The 22,809-nt window shown below is 71.5% G+C and carries 19 protein-coding genes; 8 read left to right on the top strand and 11 right to left on the bottom strand.

The features are described 5' to 3' along the window. Positions 1–342: 342 nt before the first annotated feature. Positions 343–2,655, top strand: coding sequence for a glycoside hydrolase family 6 protein (locus ACFFR3_RS33325; protein ID WP_379484435.1), 2,313 nt, complete (start codon positions 343–345; stop codon positions 2,653–2,655). A gap of 203 nt (positions 2,656–2,858) precedes the next feature. On the opposite strand, the gene ACFFR3_RS33330 is transcribed toward ACFFR3_RS33325, so the two are convergent. The 5 genes from ACFFR3_RS33330 to ACFFR3_RS33350 form a co-directional block, all read right to left on the bottom strand. Next, positions 2,859–3,260, bottom strand: a complete 402-nt coding sequence (locus ACFFR3_RS33330; RefSeq protein ID WP_364367496.1) for a DnaJ family domain-containing protein — start codon at positions 3,258–3,260, stop codon at positions 2,859–2,861. Positions 3,261–3,273: 13 nt separating this feature from the next. Then, complete coding sequence (gene folP / locus ACFFR3_RS33335; protein WP_364367499.1) at positions 3,274–4,173, bottom strand: dihydropteroate synthase; 900 nt, start codon at positions 4,171–4,173, stop codon at positions 3,274–3,276. Between the two features lie 72 nt (positions 4,174–4,245). Beyond that, positions 4,246–4,719 (bottom strand): ATP-binding protein, encoded by a 474-nt coding sequence (locus ACFFR3_RS33340; protein WP_345392220.1) that lies wholly within the window; start codon positions 4,717–4,719, stop codon positions 4,246–4,248. A 93-nt stretch (positions 4,720–4,812) separates the two neighbouring features. Beyond that, positions 4,813–5,862 (bottom strand): NAD-dependent epimerase/dehydratase family protein, encoded by a 1,050-nt coding sequence (locus ACFFR3_RS33345; RefSeq protein ID WP_345392223.1) that lies wholly within the window; start codon positions 5,860–5,862, stop codon positions 4,813–4,815. A gap of 41 nt (positions 5,863–5,903) precedes the next feature. Next, positions 5,904–7,085, bottom strand: coding sequence for a zinc-dependent alcohol dehydrogenase (locus ACFFR3_RS33350; RefSeq protein ID WP_345392226.1), 1,182 nt, complete (start codon positions 7,083–7,085; stop codon positions 5,904–5,906). 96 nt (positions 7,086–7,181) lie between these two features. Here ACFFR3_RS33350 and ACFFR3_RS33355 point away from each other — a divergent pair, with 96 nt between their 5' ends. Beyond that, on the top strand, positions 7,182–7,511 hold the full coding sequence (locus ACFFR3_RS33355; protein ID WP_345392229.1) for a hypothetical protein: 330 nt from the start codon (positions 7,182–7,184) through the stop codon (positions 7,509–7,511). 7 nt (positions 7,512–7,518) lie between these two features. Here ACFFR3_RS33355 and ACFFR3_RS33360 read toward each other — a convergent pair whose 3' ends face one another. Next, positions 7,519–9,270, bottom strand: a complete 1,752-nt coding sequence (locus ACFFR3_RS33360; protein ID WP_379484436.1) for a 1-deoxy-D-xylulose-5-phosphate synthase — start codon at positions 9,268–9,270, stop codon at positions 7,519–7,521. 119 nt (positions 9,271–9,389) lie between these two features. Here ACFFR3_RS33360 and ACFFR3_RS33365 point away from each other — a divergent pair, with 119 nt between their 5' ends. From ACFFR3_RS33365 to ACFFR3_RS33380, 4 genes are all read left to right on the top strand, one after another. Further along, positions 9,390–10,439 carry a polyprenyl synthetase family protein gene (locus tag ACFFR3_RS33365; protein ID WP_345392235.1) on the top strand — a complete coding sequence of 350 codons (1,050 nt, stop codon included), beginning with the start codon at positions 9,390–9,392 and terminating at the stop codon, positions 10,437–10,439. Positions 10,440–10,452: 13 nt separating this feature from the next. Further along, on the top strand, positions 10,453–11,394 hold the full coding sequence (locus tag ACFFR3_RS33370) for a 4-hydroxy-3-methylbut-2-enyl diphosphate reductase (protein ID WP_345392238.1): 942 nt from the start codon (positions 10,453–10,455) through the stop codon (positions 11,392–11,394). Positions 11,395–11,421: 27 nt separating this feature from the next. Next, positions 11,422–12,843 carry a family 2B encapsulin nanocompartment shell protein gene (locus tag ACFFR3_RS33375; RefSeq protein ID WP_364367511.1) on the top strand — a complete coding sequence of 474 codons (1,422 nt, stop codon included), beginning with the start codon at positions 11,422–11,424 and terminating at the stop codon, positions 12,841–12,843. A gap of 81 nt (positions 12,844–12,924) precedes the next feature. Then, positions 12,925–15,141: a terpene synthase family protein gene (locus ACFFR3_RS33380; RefSeq protein WP_379484437.1), complete on the top strand. Its 2,217-nt coding sequence runs from the start codon at positions 12,925–12,927 to the stop codon at positions 15,139–15,141. Here the strand turns inward: ACFFR3_RS33380 and ACFFR3_RS33385 are convergent. After that, a complete protein-coding gene (locus tag ACFFR3_RS33385) occupies positions 15,116–15,475 on the bottom strand; it encodes an STAS domain-containing protein (RefSeq protein WP_345392247.1) in 360 nt (119 codons plus the stop codon). The genes ACFFR3_RS33380 and ACFFR3_RS33385 overlap by 26 nt on opposite strands. Positions 15,476–15,985: 510 nt before the next feature. Between ACFFR3_RS33385 and ACFFR3_RS33390 the strand changes: the two genes are divergently transcribed. Next, positions 15,986–16,483 carry a C40 family peptidase gene (locus ACFFR3_RS33390; RefSeq protein ID WP_379484438.1) on the top strand — a complete coding sequence of 166 codons (498 nt, stop codon included), beginning with the start codon at positions 15,986–15,988 and terminating at the stop codon, positions 16,481–16,483. Positions 16,484–16,702: 219 nt separating this feature from the next. Here the strand turns inward: ACFFR3_RS33390 and ACFFR3_RS33395 are convergent, their stop codons facing one another. The 3 genes from ACFFR3_RS33395 to ACFFR3_RS33405 form a co-directional block, all read right to left on the bottom strand. Next, positions 16,703–17,005 carry a hypothetical protein gene (locus ACFFR3_RS33395; protein ID WP_345392253.1) on the bottom strand — a complete coding sequence of 101 codons (303 nt, stop codon included), beginning with the start codon at positions 17,003–17,005 and terminating at the stop codon, positions 16,703–16,705. A gap of 355 nt (positions 17,006–17,360) precedes the next feature. Then, entirely contained in the window at positions 17,361–17,663 is a 303-nt protein-coding gene (locus ACFFR3_RS33400) for a hypothetical protein (protein ID WP_345392256.1), read from the bottom strand. A gap of 310 nt (positions 17,664–17,973) precedes the next feature. After that, the gene (locus ACFFR3_RS33405) at positions 17,974–18,276 is read right to left on the bottom strand and encodes a hypothetical protein (protein ID WP_345392259.1); all 303 of its coding nucleotides are present in this window, start codon (positions 18,274–18,276) and stop codon (positions 17,974–17,976) included. Between the two features lie 446 nt (positions 18,277–18,722). Between ACFFR3_RS33405 and mads6 the strand changes: the two genes are divergently transcribed. Continuing rightward, positions 18,723–20,087, top strand: a complete 1,365-nt coding sequence (gene mads6 / locus ACFFR3_RS33410) for a methylation-associated defense system protein kinase MAD6 (protein ID WP_345392263.1) — start codon at positions 18,723–18,725, stop codon at positions 20,085–20,087. Positions 20,088–20,125: 38 nt separating this feature from the next. On the opposite strand, the gene ACFFR3_RS33415 is transcribed toward mads6, so the two are convergent. Beyond that, entirely contained in the window at positions 20,126–22,789 is a 2,664-nt protein-coding gene (locus ACFFR3_RS33415) for an AfsR/SARP family transcriptional regulator (RefSeq protein ID WP_364367523.1), read from the bottom strand. Between the last annotated feature and the right edge of the window lie 20 nt (positions 22,790–22,809).

Here is a 22,809-nt window from a genome sequence, read left to right on the forward strand (position 1 = left end):
TAAGCGGGTCAAGAGGATCGGAGGTCTGTGCTTCACGGGGTCTCCATGGGAGTAGGGATGTGGGAGCGCTCCCAAACGGGATTGTGGGTGACCTCGCTCGTATGTCAACGGAATGGCGTCGCGGTAACCCTCGCGTTTCCTCTCACCAGGCTGCCCGGGATGAAAGTTTCATCCACGTTCCGGGGCATTAGACGAGCATGCGGGGCGGCGGCGGCCCTCCAGAGAACCGCGCTCTGTACACCGTCGCGAGGGCGGCAGACCATGGGAGCGCTCCCAGCCACCTAGTACTGGAGATGATCGCAAGTGAGACTCCACCGCGGCCTCCGCAAATGGGCCGTGACCATGACCGCCGCGAGTGTCGCGGCCTTAGGGCTCGTCGCAGGCCAGAGCACGGCCGCGAACGCCGCCGTCGCCTGCGACGTGACCTACACAGCCAACTCGTGGACGAGCAGCCCTGGTCAGGGCGGTTTCACCGCGAACATCACGTTGAAGAACACCGGCGACCCGATCTCCTCATGGACGCTGGCCTTCGACTATCCGACCACGAACCAGAAGTACACCCCCAGCGGCTGGGGCGCGAACTGGAGCCAGTCGGGCGCCCGCGTCACCGGCACCAACATGCCGTACAACGGCAGCCTGGCCACCGGCGCGTCGGTCTCCGTCGGCTTCAACGGCACCTGGACGGGCACGAACCCCAGCCCGGAGACGTTCTCCGTCAACGGCACCACCTGCGGTGACACCACGCCCACCACCCCGTCGGTGATCCTGTCGGCCAGCTCCGTGGCCGTCAACGAGGGCGGCACGGCCACGTTCACCGCGCGCCTGTCGGCCGCGCCCAGCTCGAACGTCACCGTCGCCACCGCCCGCACCAGCGGCGACACCGACCTGACGGTCAGCTCGGGCTCCTCGCTCACCTTCACCCCGAGCAACTGGAGCACCGCGCAGACGGTCACCCTGGCCGCCGCGCAGGACTCCGACACCACCGCGGGCACCGCCGCCTTCAGTGTCGGCGGCAGCGGCGTCACCGGCGCCACGCTCACCGCGACCGAGGTGGACGACGACGCCACGGTGGAGCAGGCCATCGTCGTGACGCCGACCTCGGTGACCGTCCCCGAGGGCTCGACCGGCACGTTCACCGCGCGCCTGGCCGCGCAGCCGTCCTCCAGCGTGACCGTCACCACGACGGCCGGCAGCGGCGACTCCGACCTGACCGTCGGGTCCGGCGGCTCGCTCACCTTCAGCACGTCGAACTGGAACACCCCGCAGACGGTCACCCTGGCCGCCGCGCAGGACTCCGACTCGGCGAACGGCTCCCGCACCTTCACCGTCGCCTCGACCGGCCTGACCTCGCGTACGGTCACCGCCACCGAGGCCGACGACGACGGCGGCCCCACGCCCACCCACGTGGAGAACCCGTACTCCGGCGCCACCGGCTACGTGAACCCCACTTGGAGCGCCAGGGCCGCGGCCGAGCCGGGCGGCGACGCCGTCGCCGACACCTCCACCGCCGTGTGGATGGACCGCACCGCCGCCATCGAGGGCCCGGGCGACGCGCTGAGCCTGCGCGAGCACATGGACGAGGCCGTCAGGCAGGACGCCGCCAACGGCTCCGCGCCGCTGACCATCCAGGTCGTCATCTACAACCTGCCGAACCGCGACTGCTCGGCGCTGGCCTCCAACGGCGAGCTGCGCATCTCGGAGAACGGCTTCAACCGCTACAAGACGGAGTACATCGACCCGATCGCCGACATCCTCGGCGACTCCGCCTACGCGAACCTGCGCATCGTCACCATCATCGAGCCCGACTCGCTGCCGAACCTGGTCACGAACCTCGACAGGTTCGCCGACTGCCGCGAGGCCAACGGCGCCGGCGGCTACCGTGACGGCGTCCGGTACGCGCTCGACCAGCTCCACGCGATCCCCAACGTCTACACCTACGTGGACGCCGCCCACCACGCCTGGCTCGGCTGGGACTCGAACTTCCAGCCCTCCGTCAACCTCTTCTACGAGACGGTGGCCGGCACCGCCGACGGCGTGGACAGCGTGGACGGCTTCATCGTCAACACCGCCAACTACTCCGCCACGGTCGAGCCGCACTTCACCGTCAACACCACGGTGAACGGCACCTCGGTCCGCCAGTCCAAGTGGGTCGACTGGAACTACTACGTCGACGAGCAGTCCTTCGCCGTCGCCCTGCGCAACGCCCTGGTGGCCAAGGGCTTCCGCTCCGGCCTCGGCATGCTGATCGACACCTCGCGCAACGGCTGGGGCGGCAGCGCCCGCCCGGGCGGCCCGAGCACCGCGACCAACGTGGACCAGTTCGTCGACCAGTCCCGCGTCGACCGGCGCATCCACGCCGGTAACTGGTGCAACCAGAGCGGTGCCGGCATGGGCGCCCGCCCGACCGCCGCGCCCGCCAGCGGCATCGACGCCTACGTCTGGGTCAAGCCTCCGGGCGAGTCCGACGGCGCCAGCGAGGAGATCGACAACGACGAGGGCAAGCGCTTCGACCGGATGTGCGACCCGACGTACGAGGGCAACGACCTCAACGGCAACAACATGTCGGGCGCCCTGGCCGACGCGCCGATCTCCGGCCAGTGGTTCTCGGCGCAGTTCCGCCAGCTGCTGCAGAACGCCTACCCGCCGATCAACTAGACCCGGCCGACCGGCGTCCCGCCTGACCCGGGGCGCCGGCCGGCCAGAGGGACCCGCCTGACCCGGGTCCCTCAGCAACCGGACCGGGGTCCGGGCCGCCGCGCCCGGACCCCGGTCCCACGCGTGGGACCGGCCCGGCGGCACGCGGCGCCTTCAGGGAGCCGTGCGGGCATGACCTGGCGCCTACGCGCCTTCAAGGAGGGTCAGCGGTGGGTGCGGCGCCACTCGGCGGCGACGTCGTCCACGTCGAACGGCATCAGGTTGAGCGGCGGCCCCGACAGCCCCGTGCGGATCGCCTCGCGGATGCGCTCGTTGATCTCCTCGACGATCCGCCGCGCCTCGGCCTCGGACCGGGCGTCACGCGCCGCGGCCAGCGCCTTCTCGGCGTCCTTGCGCAGCGCCAGCGTCGGGGGCAGCGGCATCGACAGCCCCTCGCGCTCGATCTTCTGCTTCACCCACCACATCTCGTCGAGCGGCTTGCCCTCACCGGGCAGCGGCCTGCCCTTGCCGGGCAGGTCGTCGAACTCGCCGCGCTCCTCCGCCTCGCGGATCTGCCGGTCGATCCAGCTCTCGAAGGGCATCCCGATGGGCTTGCGCTGAGTCACGTGGCGAACCTCCTCATGCCAGGTTGTGACGGGGGGCGAGCGGGCCGCGCCAGCCGAGCACGGCCTCGATCATGCGGATGGAGGCGACGGTGGCCGCGACGTCGTGGACCCGCAGGATGCGCGCCCCCTTGAGGACGGCGACCACGTTGGCCGCGATCGTGCCCTCTTTGCGCTCGCCCTGCGGCCGGTCGAGCGTCTCGCCGATGAAGTCCTTGTTGGACAGCGCGACCAGCGTCGGATAGCCGATCGCGGTGATCTCCTCGAGGCGGCGGGTCAGCTCAAGGGAGTGGAAGGTGTTCTTGTTGAGGTCGTGGCCGGGGTCGATGATGATCTTCTCGGGCGCGATGCCGGCCTTCAGCGCGTACGCCACCCGCTCCCGCAGATAGTCGGCCACCTCGGTGACGACGTCGGCGTAGCTGGGCCGCAGCACCCGCCGGCCCGGCCCGCCCAGGCTGTGGGTGACGACCACGGCCGCGCCGGTGGCCGCCGCGACCTCGGCGATGCCCGGCTCGCGCAGGCCGTTGGTGTCGTTGATGACGTCGGCGCCGGCCGCGACGGCGGCCTCGGCCACCTCGGGCCGGTGGGTGTCGACCGAGATCACGGCGTCGGTGGCGGCCCTGACCCTGGCGATGACGGGCGCCACCCGGTCGATCTCCTCGGCCACGCTGATCGGAGCCTGGGCGGCGCTGAAAGCGAACCCGCCGATGTCGACCCAGTCGGCCCCTTCGGACACGGCCTTCGTGGCCGCCGCGACCGCCTGGTCGAGCTCGAAGGTGCGGCCCTGGTCGTGGAAGGAGTTGGGCGTCCTGTTGACGATGGCCATGATCGCGACCTGGCGCTCGAAATCGAACTCTCGCCGGCCGAGACGCCGGACGGGAGCGATGATCTCGGGGGATGGCATGTCGCCGCTCACGTGGTGATCCTCTCCGTCCCTACGAGACTACCCGGCGCTGCGCTGGTCAGCCGCGCGCGGGACGGTGAATGATCAGGCGGTGAAGTGGCCGGAGTGCCCGTCTCCGGGGGCGACGACCCTGATCCGCCGCATGCCCCTGCGCACGGGCAGGTCGGCGCCGCGCGGTAACCGCATGGTGAGCAGCACCCGGGTGCCCTCCGGCCCGGTGAGCAGGTCGGCCGCGTCGCACAATCGGCGGATCAGGTAGAGGCCGCGCCCTGTGCACGCCTGTCCTGACGCCTGCTTGTCGCCGTCCACGTACGGCTCCGGGATGCCCGCGCCCCGGTCGCTCGTCTCGGCCCTGATGACGCCGTCGACCGTCCACAGCCGCAACCGGCCGTGCCCGCCCGCGTGCTCGACGGCGTTGACCACGCTCTCGTGCACGGCGAGCACGAAGTCGTCGAGTCTCACCCCGTGGAGCCCGCAACTCCCGGCGCGCTCGGCGACCTCGTGGCGCAGCCTGCCGACGTCGTGGAAGGTGAAGGTCTGGCTGAACAACACGCGCATGCGCTCCTCCGTGCCAATTCCGACACAGGCCGCGCTTCCGGACCTCATGTGATCCTTTTCCCCGACCCCCGGAATTTACACAAAGTCAGAGTGTCAAGGACGTCTGCCCACGCCCGAGGCCAGCTCGCGGACCCGCCCGGCCGGGCCGCCGTCGGGGGCCAGCGGCGCGGTGTCCATGCCCGCGCCCTCCCGCAGCCCTTCGAACAACGCCTGCATCGCCTCGCGCGACGAATGCTCGGGCATCCAGCCCAGCACGTCTCTGGCCCGGTCGGTCCGCATGAGCGGGATCCGCAGCGCCATCTCCAGCAGCCCGGGCGAGGCCGGCACGAGCCGCAGGTTCCAGGCGGCGGAGACCGCCGCCATGGCCAGCTTGGGCGGCACCCGCACCGTGCGCGTGCCCAGCAGCTCGGCGAGGTCGCCCGGGTCCAGCACGGGCTCGGCGGCCAGGTTGAACGCGCCGTGCACGGGCCTGGTCACGGCCAGCCGGTACGCCTGCGCCGCGTCCTCGGCATGCAGCACCTGCAGCCGCAGCCCGGGGATGTCCGGCACGAACGGCACCCGGCCCGCCTTGATCATCCGCCGCGGCACGAGCGGCCCGCCGAACAGCCTGCGCTGCTCGGTCGCCGCCGCCCGCTGGAAGATGAAGCCGGGCCGCATGCGGACGACCCTGATGTTCGGGTGATCGTGCTCGAAGACGTCGAGCACCCGCTCGACGTACGCCTTCTCCCGCCCGTACGCCGCCCCGGGCCAGCCGTGCGTGGGCCAGCTCTCGTCCACCGGCCGGTCCTTGGGCCCCGGCGAGTAGGCCCCCACCGACGAGGCGTGCACCAGCGCCGGCACCCCGGCCTCCGCCGCGGCGCGGAAGACGCGCATGCTGCCGAGCACGTTCGCCCGCCAGGTGATCGCCGGGTCCCTGGTCGGCTGGAACAGCCACGCCAGATGCACCACGGCGTCCGCGCCGTCGAAGATCCTGGTCAGGTCGGCGGTCGCCACGTCGGCCTGGTGCCATTCGGTGCGCTCCGCCCGCCAGCCCGGCAGCCGGCGGGCGACGCCGACGATCGAGGTGACGTCGTCGTCCGCGGCCAGCGCACGCACCACACTGGTGCCCACGTTCCCCGTGGCTCCCACCACTACGACTCTCATGGCAGCACCGCTGCCCGAGCCCGCGGCGGCGAAACCAGCGGTCAGGGCTTGAGCAGGATCTTCACCGCGCCGTCCGCCTTCTTCTGGAACATCTCGTACGCCTGCGGCGCCTGGTCCAGCGGCATCCGGTGGGTGGCGAGGTCCATCACGCCCAGCGGATCGCTGTCGTCGGTGACCAGCGGCATGATCGGGCTCACCCAGCGCTTGACGTGCGCCTGCCCCATGCGCAGCGTGACGCCCTTGTCGAACAGGCGCAGCATGGGCAGCGGGTCCGCCATGCCGCCGTAGACGCCGGTGATGGAGATGACGCCGCCGCGCCTGACGGTCTCGATGGCCTGGTTGAGCGCGTTCAGCCGGTCGACGCCCGCGTTCGCCATGAGCGGCGCGGCCACGGCGTCGGGCAGCAGGCCGGTGAGCGTCTGGGCGAGCTTGGCGGCGGGCGAGCCGTGCGCCTCCATGCCGACCGCGTCGATGACGGAGTCGGTGCCGCGCCCCGACGTGCGCTCCCTGACCTCGCCTGGCACGTCGGTGACCTCGCTGGCGTCGATGACCTCGATGCCGTGGCGGCGGGCCAGCTCCAGGCGGGCGGTGATGCCGTCCACGGCGAGCACGCGGTGGCCGAGGTGACGGGCGATGCGGGCGCACATCTGGCCGATCGGGCCGAGGCCGAACACGGTGACGCTGCCGCCCTCGGGGATGTCGGCGTACGCGACGGCCTGCCAGGCGGTGGGCAGCACGTCCGACAGGTAGACGAACCGCTCGTCCGGCGGCCCGTCCGGGACCTTGATGGGGCCGAACTGGGCCTCGGGCACCCGCAGGTACTCGGCCTGGCCGCCGGGGACCTGGCCGTACAGCTTGGTGTAGCCGAACAGCGCGGCGCCCATGCCCTGCTCGCGCACCTGGGTGGTCTCGCACTGCGCGTACATCTCCAGGCCGCACATGTGGCAGTGGCCGCAGGAGATGTTGAACGGGATGACGACGCGGTCGCCGGGCTTGAGCGTGGTGATGGCGGAGCCGACCTCCTCGACGACGCCCATGGGCTCGTGACCGAGGATGTCGCCCTCGGTCATGAAGGGGCCGAGGACCTCGTACAGGTGCAGGTCGGAGCCGCAGATCCCGCTGCTGGTGACCCTGATGACCGCGTCGTTGGGCTCCTTGATGGCGGGGTCGGGCACTTCCTCGACCCGTACGTCGCGCTTGCCGTGCCAGGTGACTGCCTTCATGCTCGGCTCCTCGATGCCGGGGACAAATGCCGCATACCCCCACGCAGAGCGTCAAACGGCGCCGCCAACCGGGCTCGCCGTCCTAGACTGCGCCGCATGGAGAACCCCCTGGAGCCCCGTGCCGGCGAATCCGTCCTGGAGCCGCACGTCGTGCACCGTCCCGCGCCCGAGACCGGCCGCGTGCGGCCGGCCCCGCTCGACGCCGACGAGGAGGCGCGCTTCTACACCTCCATGGGGCAGTGGCTGGCCCAGGAGCTCGCGCAGAAGGGCTCCGTCCGCCTGGCGTCCGCCGACACCCCCGAGCGGCAGCGCCAGTTCCAGGAGGTGGCGCACCGCGCGAGCGAACTGCTCCGCCGCCCGGTGACCACGACGGCGAGCAGCCACGGCATGACCTTCGAGCTGGGCCGTCCACCGCACACCGCTTGAGGCGGGGTCAGGTGCGGTCGAGGGCGCGCAGGGCGTCGCCGGCCGCCCGCGCGATGCCCTGGCCGGTCAGCCCCGCCTCGGCCAGCAGCTCAGAGCGCCCGCCCTGACCGATGAACGCGCACGGCAGGCCCAGGTTGAGCACTCCCTGGCCGGGCGCGCACCCCTGGCGGACGAGCGCGCCGACCCCCGAGGAGGCGATGCCGTCCTCGACGGTCACCACCAGCCGGCTGCCGCCGACCGCCTTGCGCAGGTCGGGTGAGACCGGGATGACCCACCGCGGATCGACCACGCTCACCCCGATGCCCGACCCGGCCAGCAGCGCCGCCGCGCTCAGGCACGGCCCGGCCATCGCGCCGACCGCGACCAGCAGCACGTCTTGACCGCCCGACGCCAGCACGTCCACCTCGCCCACGCTGCCGACGGGCGGGATCTCCGCCTCGACCGCCACCTTGGGGAAGCGCAGCGCCGTGGGCCCGTCGCAGGCGACCGCCTCGTCCAGCAACTCCCCCAGCCGTACGGCGTCGCGCGGCGCGGCCACCCGCAGCCCCGGCACGACCGCCAGCGTCGCGAGATCCCACATGCCGTGGTGGCTCGGCCCGTCGGGCCCGGTGATCCCGGCCCTGTCGAGCACGAGCGTCACGGGTAGCCGGTGCAGCGCGATGTCCATCAGCACCTGGTCGACGGCCCGGTTGAGGAACGTGGCGTAGATCGCGATTACCGGATGCAGCCCGCTCATCGCCATGCCGGCCGCCGAGGCCATGGCGTGCTGCTCGGCGATGCCGACGTCGAACATCCGCCCGGGAAAGCGCCGCCCGAACGCCGCGACCCCGGTGGGCCCCGGCATCGCGGCGGTGACGGCGACCACGTCACGGCGGCGCTCGCCGAGCGCGCACAGGTGGTGGGAGAAGGCGTGCGTCCAGGTGCCGCGCGGCGGTGACAGCGGCTGTCCGGTGGCCGGGTCGGAAGCCGGGATGGCGTGCAGGTGCTCGTCGAGGTCCTGCACGGCGGGGCCGTAGCCACGGCCCTTGCGGGTGACGCAGTGGACCACGACCGGCGTGCGCAGCTCGCGGGCCGTGCGCAGCGCCTGCTCAAGGGCGGCGATGTCGTGGCCGTCGACCGGGCCGAGGTAGCGCAGGCCGAGGCTCTCGAAGACGCTGAACCCGGGCGCGGCCCGCAGCCGGTCGAGGTGTTCGGCCCACCCGCCGACCGTGGGGGCGTAGGAGCGGCCGTTGTCGTTGAGCACGACCACGACCGGCAGGCCCCGGTCGGCGCCGAGGTTGTTGAGCGCCTCCCATGCCACGCCGCCGGTGAGCGCGCCGTCGCCGACCACCGCGACCACGGAACGGCCGCCCTCGCCGGCCAGCCGGCGCGCCTTGGCCATGCCGTCGGCGTAGGCGAGCGCGGTGGAGGCGTGGGAGCTGTCGACGTGGTCGTGCGGCGACTCGTCCCTGCTGGGGTAGCCGCTCAGCCCGCCGCGCACGCGCAGCCCGTCGAAGGCGTCGCGGCGGCCGGTGAGGATCTTGTGGACGTACGCCTGGTGCCCGGTGTCGAACACGATCGCGTCGTCCGGCGAGTCGAAGACCCGGTGCAGCGCGATCGTCAGCTCGACGATGCCGAGGTTCGAGCCGAGGTGGCCGCCCGCCGCGCTCACCTTCTCGATGAGGAAGTCGCGGATCTCGCGGGCCAGCCCCGGCAGCAGCTCGGCCGGAAGGGCGCGCAGGTCGTCGGGGGTGGACACGTGAGTCAGCAGCGTCTTCATGACATCCCCAGGCCGTGTGACTGCTGTGGCAAAAGAAAGCTTGGGCCGCAAAAGCTACTTTACACACTCTGTATTCAGTGAGTAACTAGGGGTAGTGACGGACGACAGAAGGGCCGCGTATGCCGGTGAGCTTCCCGCAGCACTCCCTTGGTGCCCGCATCGACCAGCGGCTCTGCGGCTTTCTCGAAGACTGGGGCAACCCGGTTTCCGACCCCGGGGTCGAGGCCGCGTACGGGCTGCTGGCGGACTTCATCCTCGGCGGCGGCAAGCGTGTGCGGCCCCAGCTGTGCTACTGGGGCTGGCGCGGCGCCGGCGGCGACGACTGCGAGGAGATCATCAGCGCCGCCGCCGCACTGGAGCTGTGTCACGCGGGGCTGCTGATCCACGACGACATCATGGACGGCAGCGACCTGCGCCGCGGGCAGGCCACCGTGCACCGCAGCCTGTCCGAGCTGCACCGTGGTCCGGGCGCCGAGGCGTTCGGCCGGGCCGGCGGCATCCTGCTCGGCACGCTCAGCCTGGCCTGGTCCGACGCGCTGCTGTCGTCCTGCGGCATCGACCCGGCGCGGCTGCGTGCCGCGCACCACCTGTTCGACGCCATGCGCACCGAGGTCATCAGCGGCCAATACCTCGACGTCCTCGCCCAGTTGCGCTCCGGCGCGACCGAGGCGCAGGCGCTGACCGTGATCCGCTACAAGAGCGCGAAGTACACCGTCGAGCGGCCGCTGCAGATCGGCGGCGCGCTCGCCGGGGCGCCGCCCGACCTGCTCGACGCCTACTCCAGGTTCGGGGTGCCGCTCGGGGAGGCGTTCCAGCTCCGCGACGACGTGCTCGGCACGTTCGGCTCGGCCTCGGAGACCGGCAAGTCGGCGCTGGACGACCTGCGCGAGGGCAAGCAGACCGTGATGTACGCGCACGCCGTGCAGCACGCCTCCCCCGCCCAGCTCGCCCACCTGCGCACCTGGCACGGCAACCCGGAGCTGACCGAGGAGCGCGCCGAGGAGGTGCGCCGCATCCTCATCGACACCGGGGCGCTGGCCCGGGTCGAGGACATGATCGAGGACCGCGTCCGCCAGGCCATGTCGGCACTGAACGAGGCGCAGGTCAAGCCAGAGGCGGCCGGCGTGCTCGCCGAGATGGCCGACCAGCTCGCACATCGCAGCAAGTGAGGGGATCCCCAACATGGGACGGGTACTTCTCGCCGCCCCGCGCGGCTACTGCGCGGGCGTCGAACGCGCGATCGTCACGGTGGAGGAGGCGCTGCGGCGCTTCGGAGCGCCGGTCTACGTGCGTAAGCAGATCGTGCACAACACGTTCGTGGTGGACGACCTGACCAGGCGCGGCGCGGTCTTCGTCGAGGAGCTGGACGAGGTGCCCGACGGGGCGCTGGTCGTCTTCTCGGCGCACGGCGTCGCCCCGGCGGTGAAGGAGGCGGCGGGCCTGCGGGGCCTGCGGACGATCGACGCCACCTGCCCGCTCGTCACCAAGGTGCACAAGGAGGCGGCCAGGATGGCCGAGTCCGGGCACCGGATCGTGCTCATCGGGCACGCTGAGCACGAGGAGGTCGAGGGCACGCTGGGCGAGGCCCCCGAGCGCATCCACGTCATGGACCCGGCGCGGCCGGAGGAGCTGGAGCTGGACGGCTCCGAGCCGGTGAGCTGGCTGTCGCAGACCACGCTGGCCGTGGACGAGACCATGCGGGCGGTCGAAGGGCTGCGCGAGCGGTTCCCCGGCCTGGTCGACCCGCCCAGCGACGACATCTGCTACGCCAGCCAGAACCGTCAGGAGGCGGTCGCGCGCATCGCGCCCGAGTGCGAGCTGGTGGTCGTGGTCGGCTCGGCCAACTCCTCCAACTCGCGGCGGCTGGTCGAGGTCGCGGTGAACGCGGGAGCGGACGCGGCCCACCTGGTCGACCGGGCCTCCGACGCCGACGAGCGCTGGCTCGACGGCGTGCGCACGGTCGGGGTCAGCTCCGGCGCGTCCGTGCCGGAGCCGCTGGTCACGGAGTTACTCGACTGGCTCTCGGCCCGCGGGTTCGCCGACGTCCAGCCGGTGACCCTGACCGAGGAGACCCTGACGTTCTCCCTTCCGCTCGAACTCCGAACCTCCCGCAACCGCGGCTAGCCCGCACATCCAGATTGGTGGTGCACGATGACAGAAACGACCCACTCGACCGCGCCGAGCAACGGCAGCGCCAACGGCAACGGTCAGCTCAGCCTCAGCACCGATGCCGCCAAACAGCTGGCGACGACGACCAAGACGCCGCCGCAGATGCAGGAGATCACCTCCCGCTGGCTGCTGCGGCTGCTGCCGTGGGTCCAGTGCTCGGGCGGTGTGTTCCGGGTGAACCGGCGACTGACGTACACACTGGGTGATGGCCGGATCACCTTCAGCACCACGGGCGCCGACGTGCGGGTGATCCCGGCCGAGCTGACCGAGCTGCCCATGTTGCGCGGCTTCGACGACATGGAGGTGCTGGAGGCGCTGGCCGACCGGTTCACCCAGCGCGAGGTCGCGGCCGGCGAGGAGATCGTCGCCGAGGGCGCAGAGGTGGACCGGCTGGTGCTGATCGCCCACGGGCGGGTGGCCAAGGTCGGGCGGGGCGCGTACGGGGACGACCAGAACCTCGGCGTGCTGGCCGACGGTGACCACCTCGGCGAGCAGGTGCTCATCCAGGGCGGCCAGTACGAGTTCACCGCCCGCGCCAAGACCGCCACCACCGTGCTGACGCTGTCCAGGCAGGACTACGAGCAGGTCGCCGACCGCTCGCCCGCCCTGCGCGAGCACGTCGAGACCTGGCGCACCAGCGGGAACCACGCCCAGAACGACTACGGCGAGGCCGCGATCAACATGTCCGCCGGCCACACGGGCGAGGCCGAGCTGCCCGGCACGTTCGTGGACTACGAGCAGACGCCCCGCGAGTACGAGCTGAGCGTCGCCCAGACCGTCCTGCGCGTGCACAGCCGGGTCTCCGACCTGTACAACCAGCCGATGAGCCAGCTCGACCAGCAGCTCCGCCTCACGATCGAGGCCCTGCGCGAGCGGCAGGAGGACGAGCTGGTCAACAACCGCGACTTCGGCCTGCTGCACAACGCCGACTTCAGCCAGCGCATCCGCACCCGCTCCGGCCCGCCCACCCCCGACGACCTCGACGACCTGCTGTCCACGGTGTGGAAGGAGCCCTCGTTCTTCCTCGCCCACCCGCAGGCCATCGCCGCCTTCGGCCGCGAGTGCAGCAAGCGCGGCGTCTACCCGCAGCAGAGCGAGGTCAACGGGCACCGGGTGCCGGCCTGGCGGGGCGTGCCGATCTTCCCGTGCAACAAGATCCCCGTCTCCGCCGCGCGCACCACGTCGTTCCTGCTGATGCGGACGGGACAGGAGAACCAGGGCGTCGTCGGGCTGCACCAGACCGGCATCCCCGACGAGTACCAGCCGAGCCTGTCGGTGCGGTTCATGGGCATCAACGAGAAGGCGGTCATCTCCTACCTGGTCAGCGTCTACTACTCGGCCGCCGTCCTGGTGCCCGACGCGCTGGGCGTGCTGGAGGACGTCGAGCTCGGCCGCAACGGCTAGACCGTCCCACGGCCCCGTCCGCCACCTGTGGCGGGCGGGGCCGCTTGCCGCCCGAACGTTGACGACGCGAAGGAGACGACCATGACGCAGCCGTTCGAACTGCCGGACTTCTATCTGCCGTATCCGGCCCGGCTCAACCGGCACCTGGACGAGGCCCGCGTGCATTCCCAACAGTGGGCGCGCGACATGGGCATGCTCGAAGGCTCGGGCGTCTGGGAGGAGGCCGACCTCGACGCCCACGACTATCCGCTGATGTGCGCCTATACGCATCCCGACTGCGACGCGGAGGAGCTGGGCCTGATCACCGACTGGTACGTGTGGGTCTTCTTCTTCGACGACCACTTCCTGGAGTTCTTCAAACGGACCGGCGACCTCAAGGGCGGCAAGGAGTATCTCGCGCGGCTGGCCCGCTTCATGCCCATGGGGCTCGACCTGACCGTCCCCGAGCCGGAGAACCCGGTGGAGGCGGGCCTCGCCGACCTGTGGCCGCGTACGGTGCCGAGCATGTCGCTCGACTGGCGGGCCCGCTTCGCCGAGAGCACCCGCAACCTGCTGGACGAGTCGCTCTGGGAGCTGGCCAACATCAACAGGGGCCGCGTCGCCAACCCCGTCGAGTACATCGAGATGCGCCGCAAGGTCGGCGGCGCGCCCTGGTCGGCCGGGCTGGTCGAGCACGCGGTGGGCGCCGAGGTGCCGGCGGTGATCGCGGGCTCCCGGCCGCTGCGGGTGCTCAAGGACGCCTTCTCCGACGCCGTGCACCTGCGCAACGACCTGTTCTCCTACCAGCGGGAGGTCACCGACGAGGGCGAGCTGAGCAACGGGGTGCTGGTGCTGGAGAAGTTCCTCGGCTGCTCCACGCAGGAGGCCGCGAACGCGGTCAACGACCTGCTGACCTCGCGGCTGCAGCAGTTCGAGCACACCGCGGTCTTCGAGCTGGGGCCGCTGTTCGTGGAGCACGGCATCGACCCGCTCAGCGCGGCCGGCGTCGCGGCGTACGTGAAGGGGCTGCAGGACTGGCAGGCGGGCGGGCACGAGTGGCACATGCGCTCCAGCCGCTACATGAACGAGCGGGCGGGGGCGAGCCGGCCGCTCGGCATGTCGTCCGTGATCGACCTGCTGGGGGCCAAGCGGGTGCGCTCGTTCACGCACGTGCCGTACCAGCGGGTGGGTCCTTCGCGGATCCCCGACCTGTACGTGCCGTTCGAGCTGCGCCTGTCACCCCACCTGGACGGCGCCAGGCGCGAGCTGGTCTCCTGGTGCCGCGAGATGGGGATCCTGGAGCCGCCGCACGGCGTCGCCGGGCCCGCCGTCTGGGACGAGGCCAAGCTCGTCGACTACGACCTGCCGCTGTGCGCGGCGGGGCTGCATCCCGGCGCGACGCCCGAGGAGCTCGACCTGGCCTCCGCCTGGCTGGCCTGGGGGACGTACGGCGACGACTACTTCCCCGTCGTCTTCGGCCGCCCGCGCAACCTGGCCGCCGCCAAGGTGGCGGTCGCCAGGTTCGGCGACTTCATGCCCCTCGACGGCACGCCCGCCCCCGCACCCGCCAACGCGCTGGAGCGGTCGCTGGCCGACATCTGGGCGCGTACGGCGGGGCCGATGCCGCAGGAGGACCGGCGCAAGCTGCGGGCGGCCGTGGAGGAGATGTGCGAGGCGTGGCTGTGGGAGCTGGCCGGCGAGATCGCCCACCACATCCCCGACCCGGTGGACTACATCGAGATGCGGCGGCACACGTTCGGCTCGGAGCTCACGATGAGCCTGAGCCGGCTGCGCCACTCCACGTCGATCCCTGAGGAGTTCTACGCCAGCGGGCCGATGGTGGCGCTGGAGAACGCCATGATGGACGCCGGCATGCTGATCAACGACGTGTTCTCGTACCAGAAGGAGATCGAGTACGAGGGCGAGGTGCACAACGCGATCCTCGTCGTCCAGAACTTCTTCGGCTGCGACCACCCGACCGCGCTCGGCATCGTGGCCGACCTGATGGCCTCGCGGGTGCGGCAGTTCGAGCACATCGCGGCGAACGAGCTGCCGATCGTGTGCGACGACTTCGGCCTCGGTGAGGAGGCGCGGCGCGACCTCGACGGCTTCCTGACCGAGCTGGGCGACTGGCTGGCCGGCATTCTCAACTGGCACCAGGGCTGCTTCCGCTACGACGAGCCGTCGCTGCAGCGGCACCACCAGGCGCCGCTGCCGCGCTTCCACGGTCCGACCGGGCTCGGCACCTCGGCCGCGGTCATCAGGCCGCCGGGCGCCGTCAGCCCTGTCGCCGTCAGCCCTGTTGCAGCGGGACGTTGACGTCCTTCGGCTGGTAGAACCAGCCCAGCATGCGCAGCAGGCGCCGCTGGTACGGCGTGACGTTGTGCAGGCGGATCCACCGCTCGGCTGGCGGCAGTGCGGGCATCGCCAGCACGCGCAGCCCCGAGACGTCGATGAAGGTCAGCTCTCCTGTGTCGACCACGATGTAGGTGCCCTGGCGGCAGCTCGCCAGGGTGCTGGCCACCGCGCGGCTGTTGGTCGCGTCGATCTCGCCGATCAGCGCGACCGCCGGCACGGCGGGCAGGCCCGGCGCCACCGCCGTACTGATCGTCAGTTGTCGGTCTTGGTACAGCAGCCGTTCTTGGACGCTCACGCTCCCCGCACCCCCCAACACGCTGGCTCTTGGGGGTTGTCGCCGTGGTCGCACCTGCGGATGTGTCGCACGCGCTTTCCGGCGATTAATCCGAAACCTAGGCTACACGAAGTATGCCGGGGTATGGATTTTTCGTCGGAATATGACCGGTTTTTCGGATAATCCTGAAGTTGACGGTCCAGCGTGCTTCGCGGTGACTCGCCGGGCCTGGGCGGCAGGGCTCTCGAGTCGTTTGCCGAGGATCTAGGGAGGCCCTGGCGCGGGCGGAGAAGGACCCCCAATTGGTGGAAATTTCATCTTTTAGCGGGCTGCCATCGATGGCGTTTTGTCGCCATAGAAGGCGAGAAAAGCCACAGAGGAGACAACTGCGGGCAGGGCGGCGACGGCGGCGCCTGGCGCGGCTCGGATCGGGAGCGTCGATGTGCCATGGACCAGAGACGGAGACAGCGAGGACAGCGGAGCCGGCGTAGGCGGGGCCTGCGGGGACCGGCAGGGCCGTCGGCGCGGCGCGTGGTGGCGGTCTGCCTGGTCGCGCTCGTGGTCCACGCCGCGGGGGCCACGTCGTCCGTGAGCGCCAGGTCGGTGGCGGGGAGCATCGCGCTGCGGGCGGCGCTGGAGATGATCGGGGTGCCGTACTCGTGGGGCGGCGGCGGGATCCACGGGCCCGGGTACGGCATCGGGCGCGGCGCCACCACCAAGGGCTTCGACTGCTCCGGCCTCGCCGAGTACGCCTACGCCCGGGCCGGCGCGCTCATCGGGACCACCACGTACGAGCAGTGGCGCGCGGGCATCAAGATTCCGAAAGAGCTGCTGGAGCCGGGTGACCTGGTCTTCTTCGACAGCGACAAGGCGACCCCGGGCCCCGAGCACGTGGGGCTGGCGGTGGACGCCGAGCGGATGGTGCACGCGCCGCACACCGGCGCCCAGGTCCGCATCGATCCGCTGAACCGCGCGGACCTGCTCGGCATCGTCCGGGTGGAGGCCGGCCGCGGCGACCAGGACCTCTGAGCCATGAGAATGCCGTACGCCTCCGGGCGGGCCCTGATGGGGTCCCGCGCCGGAGGCGTACGGCGTACCGAACATTCGGTCACCGGAGAGGCGGCGCCGTGGCCTCGCGAGTCTCCACGGCCGGCCTCACCGGCTCACCCAGGTCGAGGGAGGACCGTTGGCCACGCGGCCCGTCCGGTAGGGGGCCGCCGCGCCCTCCCCGCCTGCTACGTCCAGGTCCTACCTGGCCTGCGCGCGGCCGTTGTCGATGTCGGTGTTGATGTTGCCGTCACCGACCTGCGGCTGGTTGTTGTTCAGCAGCGCGACGTTGGTCTCGTCCAGGATCTGGAGGATGCCGACCTCGATGTCATTGGCCGAGTGGTTGAGCAGGTTGTTGAGGACGTCGTCGGCTATCTGCCACTGCGTCAGCAGGGCCTGACCCTTGTTGCTCGGGTTGGGGCCGACGTCGGCGGACGCGGCGGAGGTGGCGAAACCGAAGGCGGCGGCCGCCACGGCGGCGCCGGCCAGAATACGACGGATCATTGTGTGCTTTCCTCCATGAATCGGCGCGGAATTACCGGCGCCAGCTTCTTTCGTACAGGGCTGTGCGGTGCCGCTGACGGTGATCGTGGCAGACCTCGGAGATGGCGACTCGTTATGGAGGTCAAGGAGCGCTTGAATGCTGTGGTGCTGATTCCCGGCTTACCGCTGGAAAAGCTCCGATGTACGATCGGTGGTCTTTTTCGGCTTATTTCCGGTGAGCGTTCGCCGACGGCGCCGGCCGTACGGTCCTGGGCGATGTCGCTCGCCGCGACGGCGTACGGCCGTCGAACGCTCCGGTGTTCCAGGGAACCGCTCCGTGGCCTCGCGGATCGCCACGATCGTTCAGGTCTGAGTCCTACCTGGCCTGGGCCTGGCCGTTCTGGATCTTGGTGTCCTTGTTGTGGTTGCCGACCTCGGGCTGGTTGTTGTTCAGCGCGCTCACGTTCACCTCGTCGAGGACCTTGATGATGTTGACCTCGAGGTCGTTGAGCGAGTGGTTGGCGACGTTGTTGAGGACGTCGTCCAGGATCTGGAACTGGCTGAGGACGGCCTGGCCCCCGTTGTACGGGTTGGGCCCGACGTCCGCGGACGCGCCGGACGCGGAGAAGCCCAGAGCGACGGCCGCGATTGCGGCACCGGCCAGAATGCGACGGATCATGTTTGCTTTCCTCCATGGAACGGCCCGGAATTTCCCCGGCGCCATAGTCGTTCGTGCAGGGCTGTGAGGTGCCGCGAATAACAATCGCGGCAGGCGGCTGGGCCCGCAACCCGGAAAGACCTTATGGAGGTCAAGAAGCCGCCTCGATTCCTTGACATCAGGTTTCGCCGGCACGGCGCTGGAAACCGGCGTCCGCATATCGCGGGCGGGCACCCGATGGATCGGCGGCGTCATTGCTGTCGCGGGCCCTCAGCTTTTACACGCGCACCGGCGGCGGGGCGTCGGTCGCCGCCCCTTCCGCCTGCCCGGCCTACTGGGCGCGGGCGTCGCCGTTGTCGATACGCGTGTTCCTGTTGGCGTCGCCGACCTGCGGCTGGTTGTTGTTCAGCAGCGCCACGTTGACCTCGTCGAGCGCGGTCAGGATGCTGACCTCAAGGTTGTTCAGCGAGTGGTTGCCGACGTCGTTGAGCACGTCGTCCAGGATCTGGAACTGGCTCGCGATGGCCGCGCCCTTGTTGTAGGGGTTGGGGCCCACGTCAGCGGACGCGGCCGACGCGGAGAAGCCGAAGGCCGCGGCCGCGACTGCGGCACCGGCCAGAATGCGACGGATCATGTTTGCTTTCCTCCATGGAACGGCGTGAATTTCTGGCGCCGTGGTCGTTCGTTGCAGGGCTGCTAGGTGCCGCGAATAACCATCACGGGAACCCTGGAAAAGCGCAACTGGAAAATCTCTCGGCAAGGTCAAAGAGCCATCTGGATTTTTTGAGTCGGTTTTCCTGCGCTGCACCGGCGGCGCATGGGCGACACCGCGCGGGACCGCCATTGAACCGGTAGCGCCGATCGGCCGCGCCGCTTATGGGGGGTCCGTTCACCGGTCTTTGGGCAATGATCGACCGCTGCTTGGCGCTGGTACTCCGGCAGCAGGAAAACGCTTTTGGAATGGCCGCCGTATCACCGTGGTGAGACCGGGGACACCCGCGATGACGTGCGGGAACCATCGGCCGGCCGGGACGGCTCCCAGCGGGAGTCCGGGCCAGATCCCGTGCGAGGATAGTGGTCATGGCAGAGATCGTCGGCGGAGGACGTCCGGTCAACGACGCCGAGCGGCGCGTGATCGCATATCTGCGAGACCACGCGCCCGCCGACTGGTTGCTGCTGCACAACGTCGAGGTGCCGCGCGGGCACGACGTGTTCGAGGTCGACGTGCTCGTCCTGACCGGTCACTCGCTCGTGGTGGTCGACGTCAAGGGCACAAGGGGCCGCATCGAGGTGTCGGGCACGCGCTGGTTCCCGCCGCGCAGAGAGGCGTTCGGCTCGCCGGTGACGAAGCTGCGGGGCACCGCCAAGGCGCTCAAGGGCCTGCTGGTCTCGCGGGCCACCCAGCTCGAGCGGGTCTATGTCGACAGCCTGGTCGTGCTCACCTCACCCGACGCCGAGCTGGTCGATCCCGTCGGGCGCGACGCGGTCAACGTCACCGACCTGCCCGGCCTGGTGGCCACGCTGAGCGACGTCTCGCGGGTGCGCCGCGGCTGCAGCCCCGACATGCGCCCCTACGTCACGGCGATCCTCGACGCGCTCAACCAGACCGTCCGCCGCAGCACCGCGCCGCCCAGGTTCGGCAACTGGGAGGTCGAGGAGCAGCTCGGCGGCGACGCCAAGGTCACCGAATACCGCGCGTTCAACGCCACGCTGCCCGGCAGCGAGACCGTGCTGCTGCGCGTCTACCAGGCCGACCCGCTGGCCGACCAGGAGTCGCGGGCGGCCGAGCGGCAGCGCATCGCCAACGCCTACCAGACGCTGGCCCGCATCCCGCCCCACCCGTGCGTGGTGCGCTCGCGCGACTTCTTCGCCATCGACGACGAGAGCCGGTTCGTGCTGGTGCTCGACGACGTGCACGGCGAGGCGCTGCACCTGGCGATGGGCAAGGCCGCCCCGATGGGCGTGATCCAGGACCTGCTGCGCGGCCTGGCGCACGCCCACCTGCACGGGGTGGTGCACCGCGCGCTCACCCCCGCCTCCGTGCTGGTCACCGACGACGGCCACGCGGTGCTCACCGGCTTCGACTACGCCAAGCCGGGCCCGCGCAACTACACCGTGGCCCACGAGCTGGGCAACGTGCTCGACGCCCACTACGTGGCGCCCGAGTGCCAGGAGCGGCCCGACCTCATGACCACCTCCTCCGACGTCTACGCCGCCGGCGCCATCGCCTACCAGCTGCTCACCGGCCAGCTCCCGACCAGCTCCGACGCGCAGGGCCCCGACGTGCCCGAGGTGGTCCGCATGATGCTCGACCACTCCCCCGCCAAGCGGCCCACGGCGGCGCAGGCCCTGCAGGCGCTGCGCGACGCCCCGCCGCCGGCCAGGCAGCAGCAGCAGAAGTCGCGGCTCACCAGGTTCGTCCGCCGCATCGTGTCCCGTCCTTAGGCGCCTCACAGGCCGCCGCATCGTGTCCTTTAGGCGCCTCACAGGTCGGCGCGCAGCGCGTCGGCGTGCCTGAGGTAGTCGAGCGCGAGCCCGGTACGCCCCGCCGAGCGGTGCAGCTCGCCGAGGAGCTGCGTGCTCGACGCCTCCCCGCTGCGGTCGCCCAGCTCCTGGAAGATCTCCCGCGAGCGTTCGAGCCCGGTGGAGGCGAGCGTGAGGTCGCCGCTGGCCGCCTGTAAGCCGGCCAGGCTCTGCAGCGCGTACGCCCCGCAGTGCCGGTCGCCCAGCGACTCGAAGATGTCCAGCGCGTGCCGGTGGAACGAGATCGCCCGGTGCAGGTGCCCCATCTGCACGCACACGCAGCCCTCCCGGTGGGCGTCGCCCAGCTCCTGGGCCAGCCGCATGGCCCGGCTCAGCGACTCCGACGCCTGCGCGAGGTCGCCCGACTTCAGGCACACCCGGCCGATGGCCTGCCTGGCGTACGCCTCACCCGGCCTGTCGCCGGTCGCCTCGAAGATCGTCAGGGCGTCCCTGAAGTGGCCGAGCGACTGCGCGTACCGGCCGCGGAACTGGCTGACCGCGCCGAGGCCGCAGATCGAGGTGGCCTCCGCCCTGCGGTCGCCCAGCTCGCGGAAGATGCGGCGGGAGCGGGTGAAGGCGTCGGCGGCCTCGTCGTAGCGATCCTGGTAGAGGGCGACCTGGGCGAGGCCCCTGAGCATGGCGGCCTCGCCGTACCTGTCGCCGGCCGCGCGGGCGGCGGCCAGGGCGGTGGTGTGGGTGCTCCGCCAGGTGTCGAGGTGGCAGCGCAGGTCCAGGTACGGCACCATCGCGGCGGCCAGCCCCCACGCCGACTCGGCGGCCCCGTTGCCCGCCGCCGTCTCCACGGCCGCGCTCAGCGTCTCGTGCTCCGCCTCGAACCAGGTCACCGGGTCGGAGGTGAGCCGGTCGAGCGTGGCGCCGGGCAGCCGCCAGCGCGGCGCGCCCGCCGCCGTCAGGCTGAACACCGTGGTCGGCAGCCGGGCCATCGCGTGCTCCGCGGTCGCCGTCCACGCCGCGAGCACCCGTCCCACGGCCGCCGGGTCGCCGCGCTGGGAGCCGGCGTGCCGGGCGATCAGGTCGGGCACCCGGTAGCGCGGCTGGCCCATCTCGTCGGTGCCGACCGGATCCAGCAGGTTGACGTCCACCAGCAGGTCGGTGACGTCGCCCGCGCCGTGGCGGCCGAGCGCGGCGTCGATCACCCAGCCGGGCTGCGCGGCGGGGCCGAGCAGGCCCAGCGTGGCCAGCGTGCGGGCGGCGTCGGCGGGCAGGCGCGCGTACCCGCGGTCGAGGCCCGTCCGCACCTCGCGCAGCTCGCCCAGCCAGTCGTCGTCCAGCCGCTGCCGCAGCACCGACAGCGACCAGCCGGGGCGGGCGGCCAGGCGGGTGCCCGCGTTCCTGACGGCGAGCGGCAGGTGACCGCAGGCCGCGACGATGGCCTGCGCGGCCTCGCGCTCCCTGGCCACCCGGTCCGCGCCGGCCACCCTGGCGAGCAGGGACAGCGCCTCGTCGGGCGCGAGCGGGCCGAGCTGGACGAGCGCGGCGCCGGGCAGCTCGGTGATCCTGCGCCGGCTGGTGACGATTACCGCGCTGTCGTTGCCGGGCAGCAGGGGGCGTACCTGGTCGGCGTCGCGGGCGTCGTCGAGCAGCATCAGCATGGGACGCTCGGCCAGCAGCGAGCGCAGCAGCGCGGAGCGCTCGGCGGTCGTCGGCGGCGGCGCCGCGACGCCGAGCGCCCTGAGTGCCTCGGCGAGCAGGTCGTCCGGCTCGCGGTCGCCCAGCTCCAGGTAGAGCTGCCCGGCAGGGTACGCCGTGCGTAACGCGTGTCCCGCCTGCACGGCCAGCGCCGACTTGCCGCAGCCCGGCGGCCCCGAGACGACCGCCACGGGATGCGGCAGGGCGAGCACGGCGACGGCCTCGGCCCTGCCGGTGAAGTCGGGCAGGTCGGGCGGGAGCTGCCGGGGCACGACGGGCGCGCTCTCGTCGGCGAGGATCAGCTCGTACGCGCCGCGCAGCTCCGCGCCCGGCTCGACGCCCAGCTCGTCCACCAGCCGGCCGCGCACGGTCGCGTACGCCCGCAGCGCCTCGGCCTTCCTGCCGCCCCTGTGCAGGGTCAGCACCAGCCGCCCCCACAGGTCCTCACGGTACGGCTGCTCCGCCAGCAGGCCGCGCAGCTCCGAGACCGCGCCGTCGTGGTCGCCGGCCGCGATGCGCCGCTCGATCAGCGCCTCGGTGGCCCGCGCGCGCAGCTCACGGAGCGGTTCGAGCCTGCGGTCCCAGACCGGGCTGCCGGGCAGGTCGCACAAGGGCGCGCCGCGCCACAGGGCGAGCGCCGCGTCGTACTCGCCCCGGTCGACCAGCTCCTCGAAGGCCAGCAGGTCCAGCTCGGACGCGGTCACGTCGACGGCGTAGCCGCCGCCGTCGGAACGCAGGACGTCCCCGCCGAGGTCGGTGCGGAGCGAGCTGGCGTAGGTCCGCAGGTTGGCCTGGGCCGAGCGCGGCGGCCGGTGCGCCCAGAGCACCTCGGCCAGCAGGTCGGCGCCCACCAGCCGCCCCGCGTCCAGCAGCAGCGTGGCGAGCAGCAGGCGGGGCTTCCTGCCGGAGATCCGGACGGGGTGCCCGTCGCGGCGGACCTCCAGCGGCCCGAGCACGTGGAAGGTGACCGTCATCCGCATCAGCTCCTCTACAG

This window comes from Nonomuraea salmonea, from assembly GCF_042428605.1.
GTDB classification, from domain to species: Bacteria; Actinomycetota; Actinomycetes; order Streptosporangiales; family Streptosporangiaceae; genus Nonomuraea; species Nonomuraea salmonea.

Coding starts and splice junctions, on each gene's coding strand:
- ACFFR3_RS33325 (WP_379484435.1), top strand. CDS start 343: ATGACCGCCGCGAGTGTCGCGGCCTTAGGGCTCGTCGCAGGCCAGAGC.
- ACFFR3_RS33340 (WP_345392220.1), bottom strand. CDS start 4,719: ATGCGCGTGTTGTTCAGCCAGACCTTCACCTTCCACGACGTCGGCAGG.
- ACFFR3_RS33345 (WP_345392223.1), bottom strand. CDS start 5,862: ATGAGAGTCGTAGTGGTGGGAGCCACGGGGAACGTGGGCACCAGTGTG.
- ACFFR3_RS33350 (WP_345392226.1), bottom strand. CDS start 7,085: ATGAAGGCAGTCACCTGGCACGGCAAGCGCGACGTACGGGTCGAGGAA.
- ACFFR3_RS33355 (WP_345392229.1), top strand. CDS start 7,182: ATGGAGAACCCCCTGGAGCCCCGTGCCGGCGAATCCGTCCTGGAGCCG.
- ACFFR3_RS33360 (WP_379484436.1), bottom strand. CDS start 9,270: ATGAAGACGCTGCTGACTCACGTGTCCACCCCCGACGACCTGCGCGCC.
- ACFFR3_RS33365 (WP_345392235.1), top strand. CDS start 9,390: ATGCCGGTGAGCTTCCCGCAGCACTCCCTTGGTGCCCGCATCGACCAG.
- ACFFR3_RS33370 (WP_345392238.1), top strand. CDS start 10,453: ATGGGACGGGTACTTCTCGCCGCCCCGCGCGGCTACTGCGCGGGCGTC.
- ACFFR3_RS33375 (WP_364367511.1), top strand. CDS start 11,422: ATGACAGAAACGACCCACTCGACCGCGCCGAGCAACGGCAGCGCCAAC.
- ACFFR3_RS33380 (WP_379484437.1), top strand. CDS start 12,925: ATGACGCAGCCGTTCGAACTGCCGGACTTCTATCTGCCGTATCCGGCC.
- ACFFR3_RS33395 (WP_345392253.1), bottom strand. CDS start 17,005: ATGATCCGTCGTATTCTGGCCGGCGCCGCCGTGGCGGCCGCCGCCTTC.
- ACFFR3_RS33400 (WP_345392256.1), bottom strand. CDS start 17,663: ATGATCCGTCGCATTCTGGCCGGTGCCGCAATCGCGGCCGTCGCTCTG.
- ACFFR3_RS33405 (WP_345392259.1), bottom strand. CDS start 18,276: ATGATCCGTCGCATTCTGGCCGGTGCCGCAGTCGCGGCCGCGGCCTTC.
- mads6 (WP_345392263.1), top strand. CDS start 18,723: ATGGCAGAGATCGTCGGCGGAGGACGTCCGGTCAACGACGCCGAGCGG.
- ACFFR3_RS33415 (WP_364367523.1), bottom strand. CDS start 22,789: ATGACGGTCACCTTCCACGTGCTCGGGCCGCTGGAGGTCCGCCGCGAC.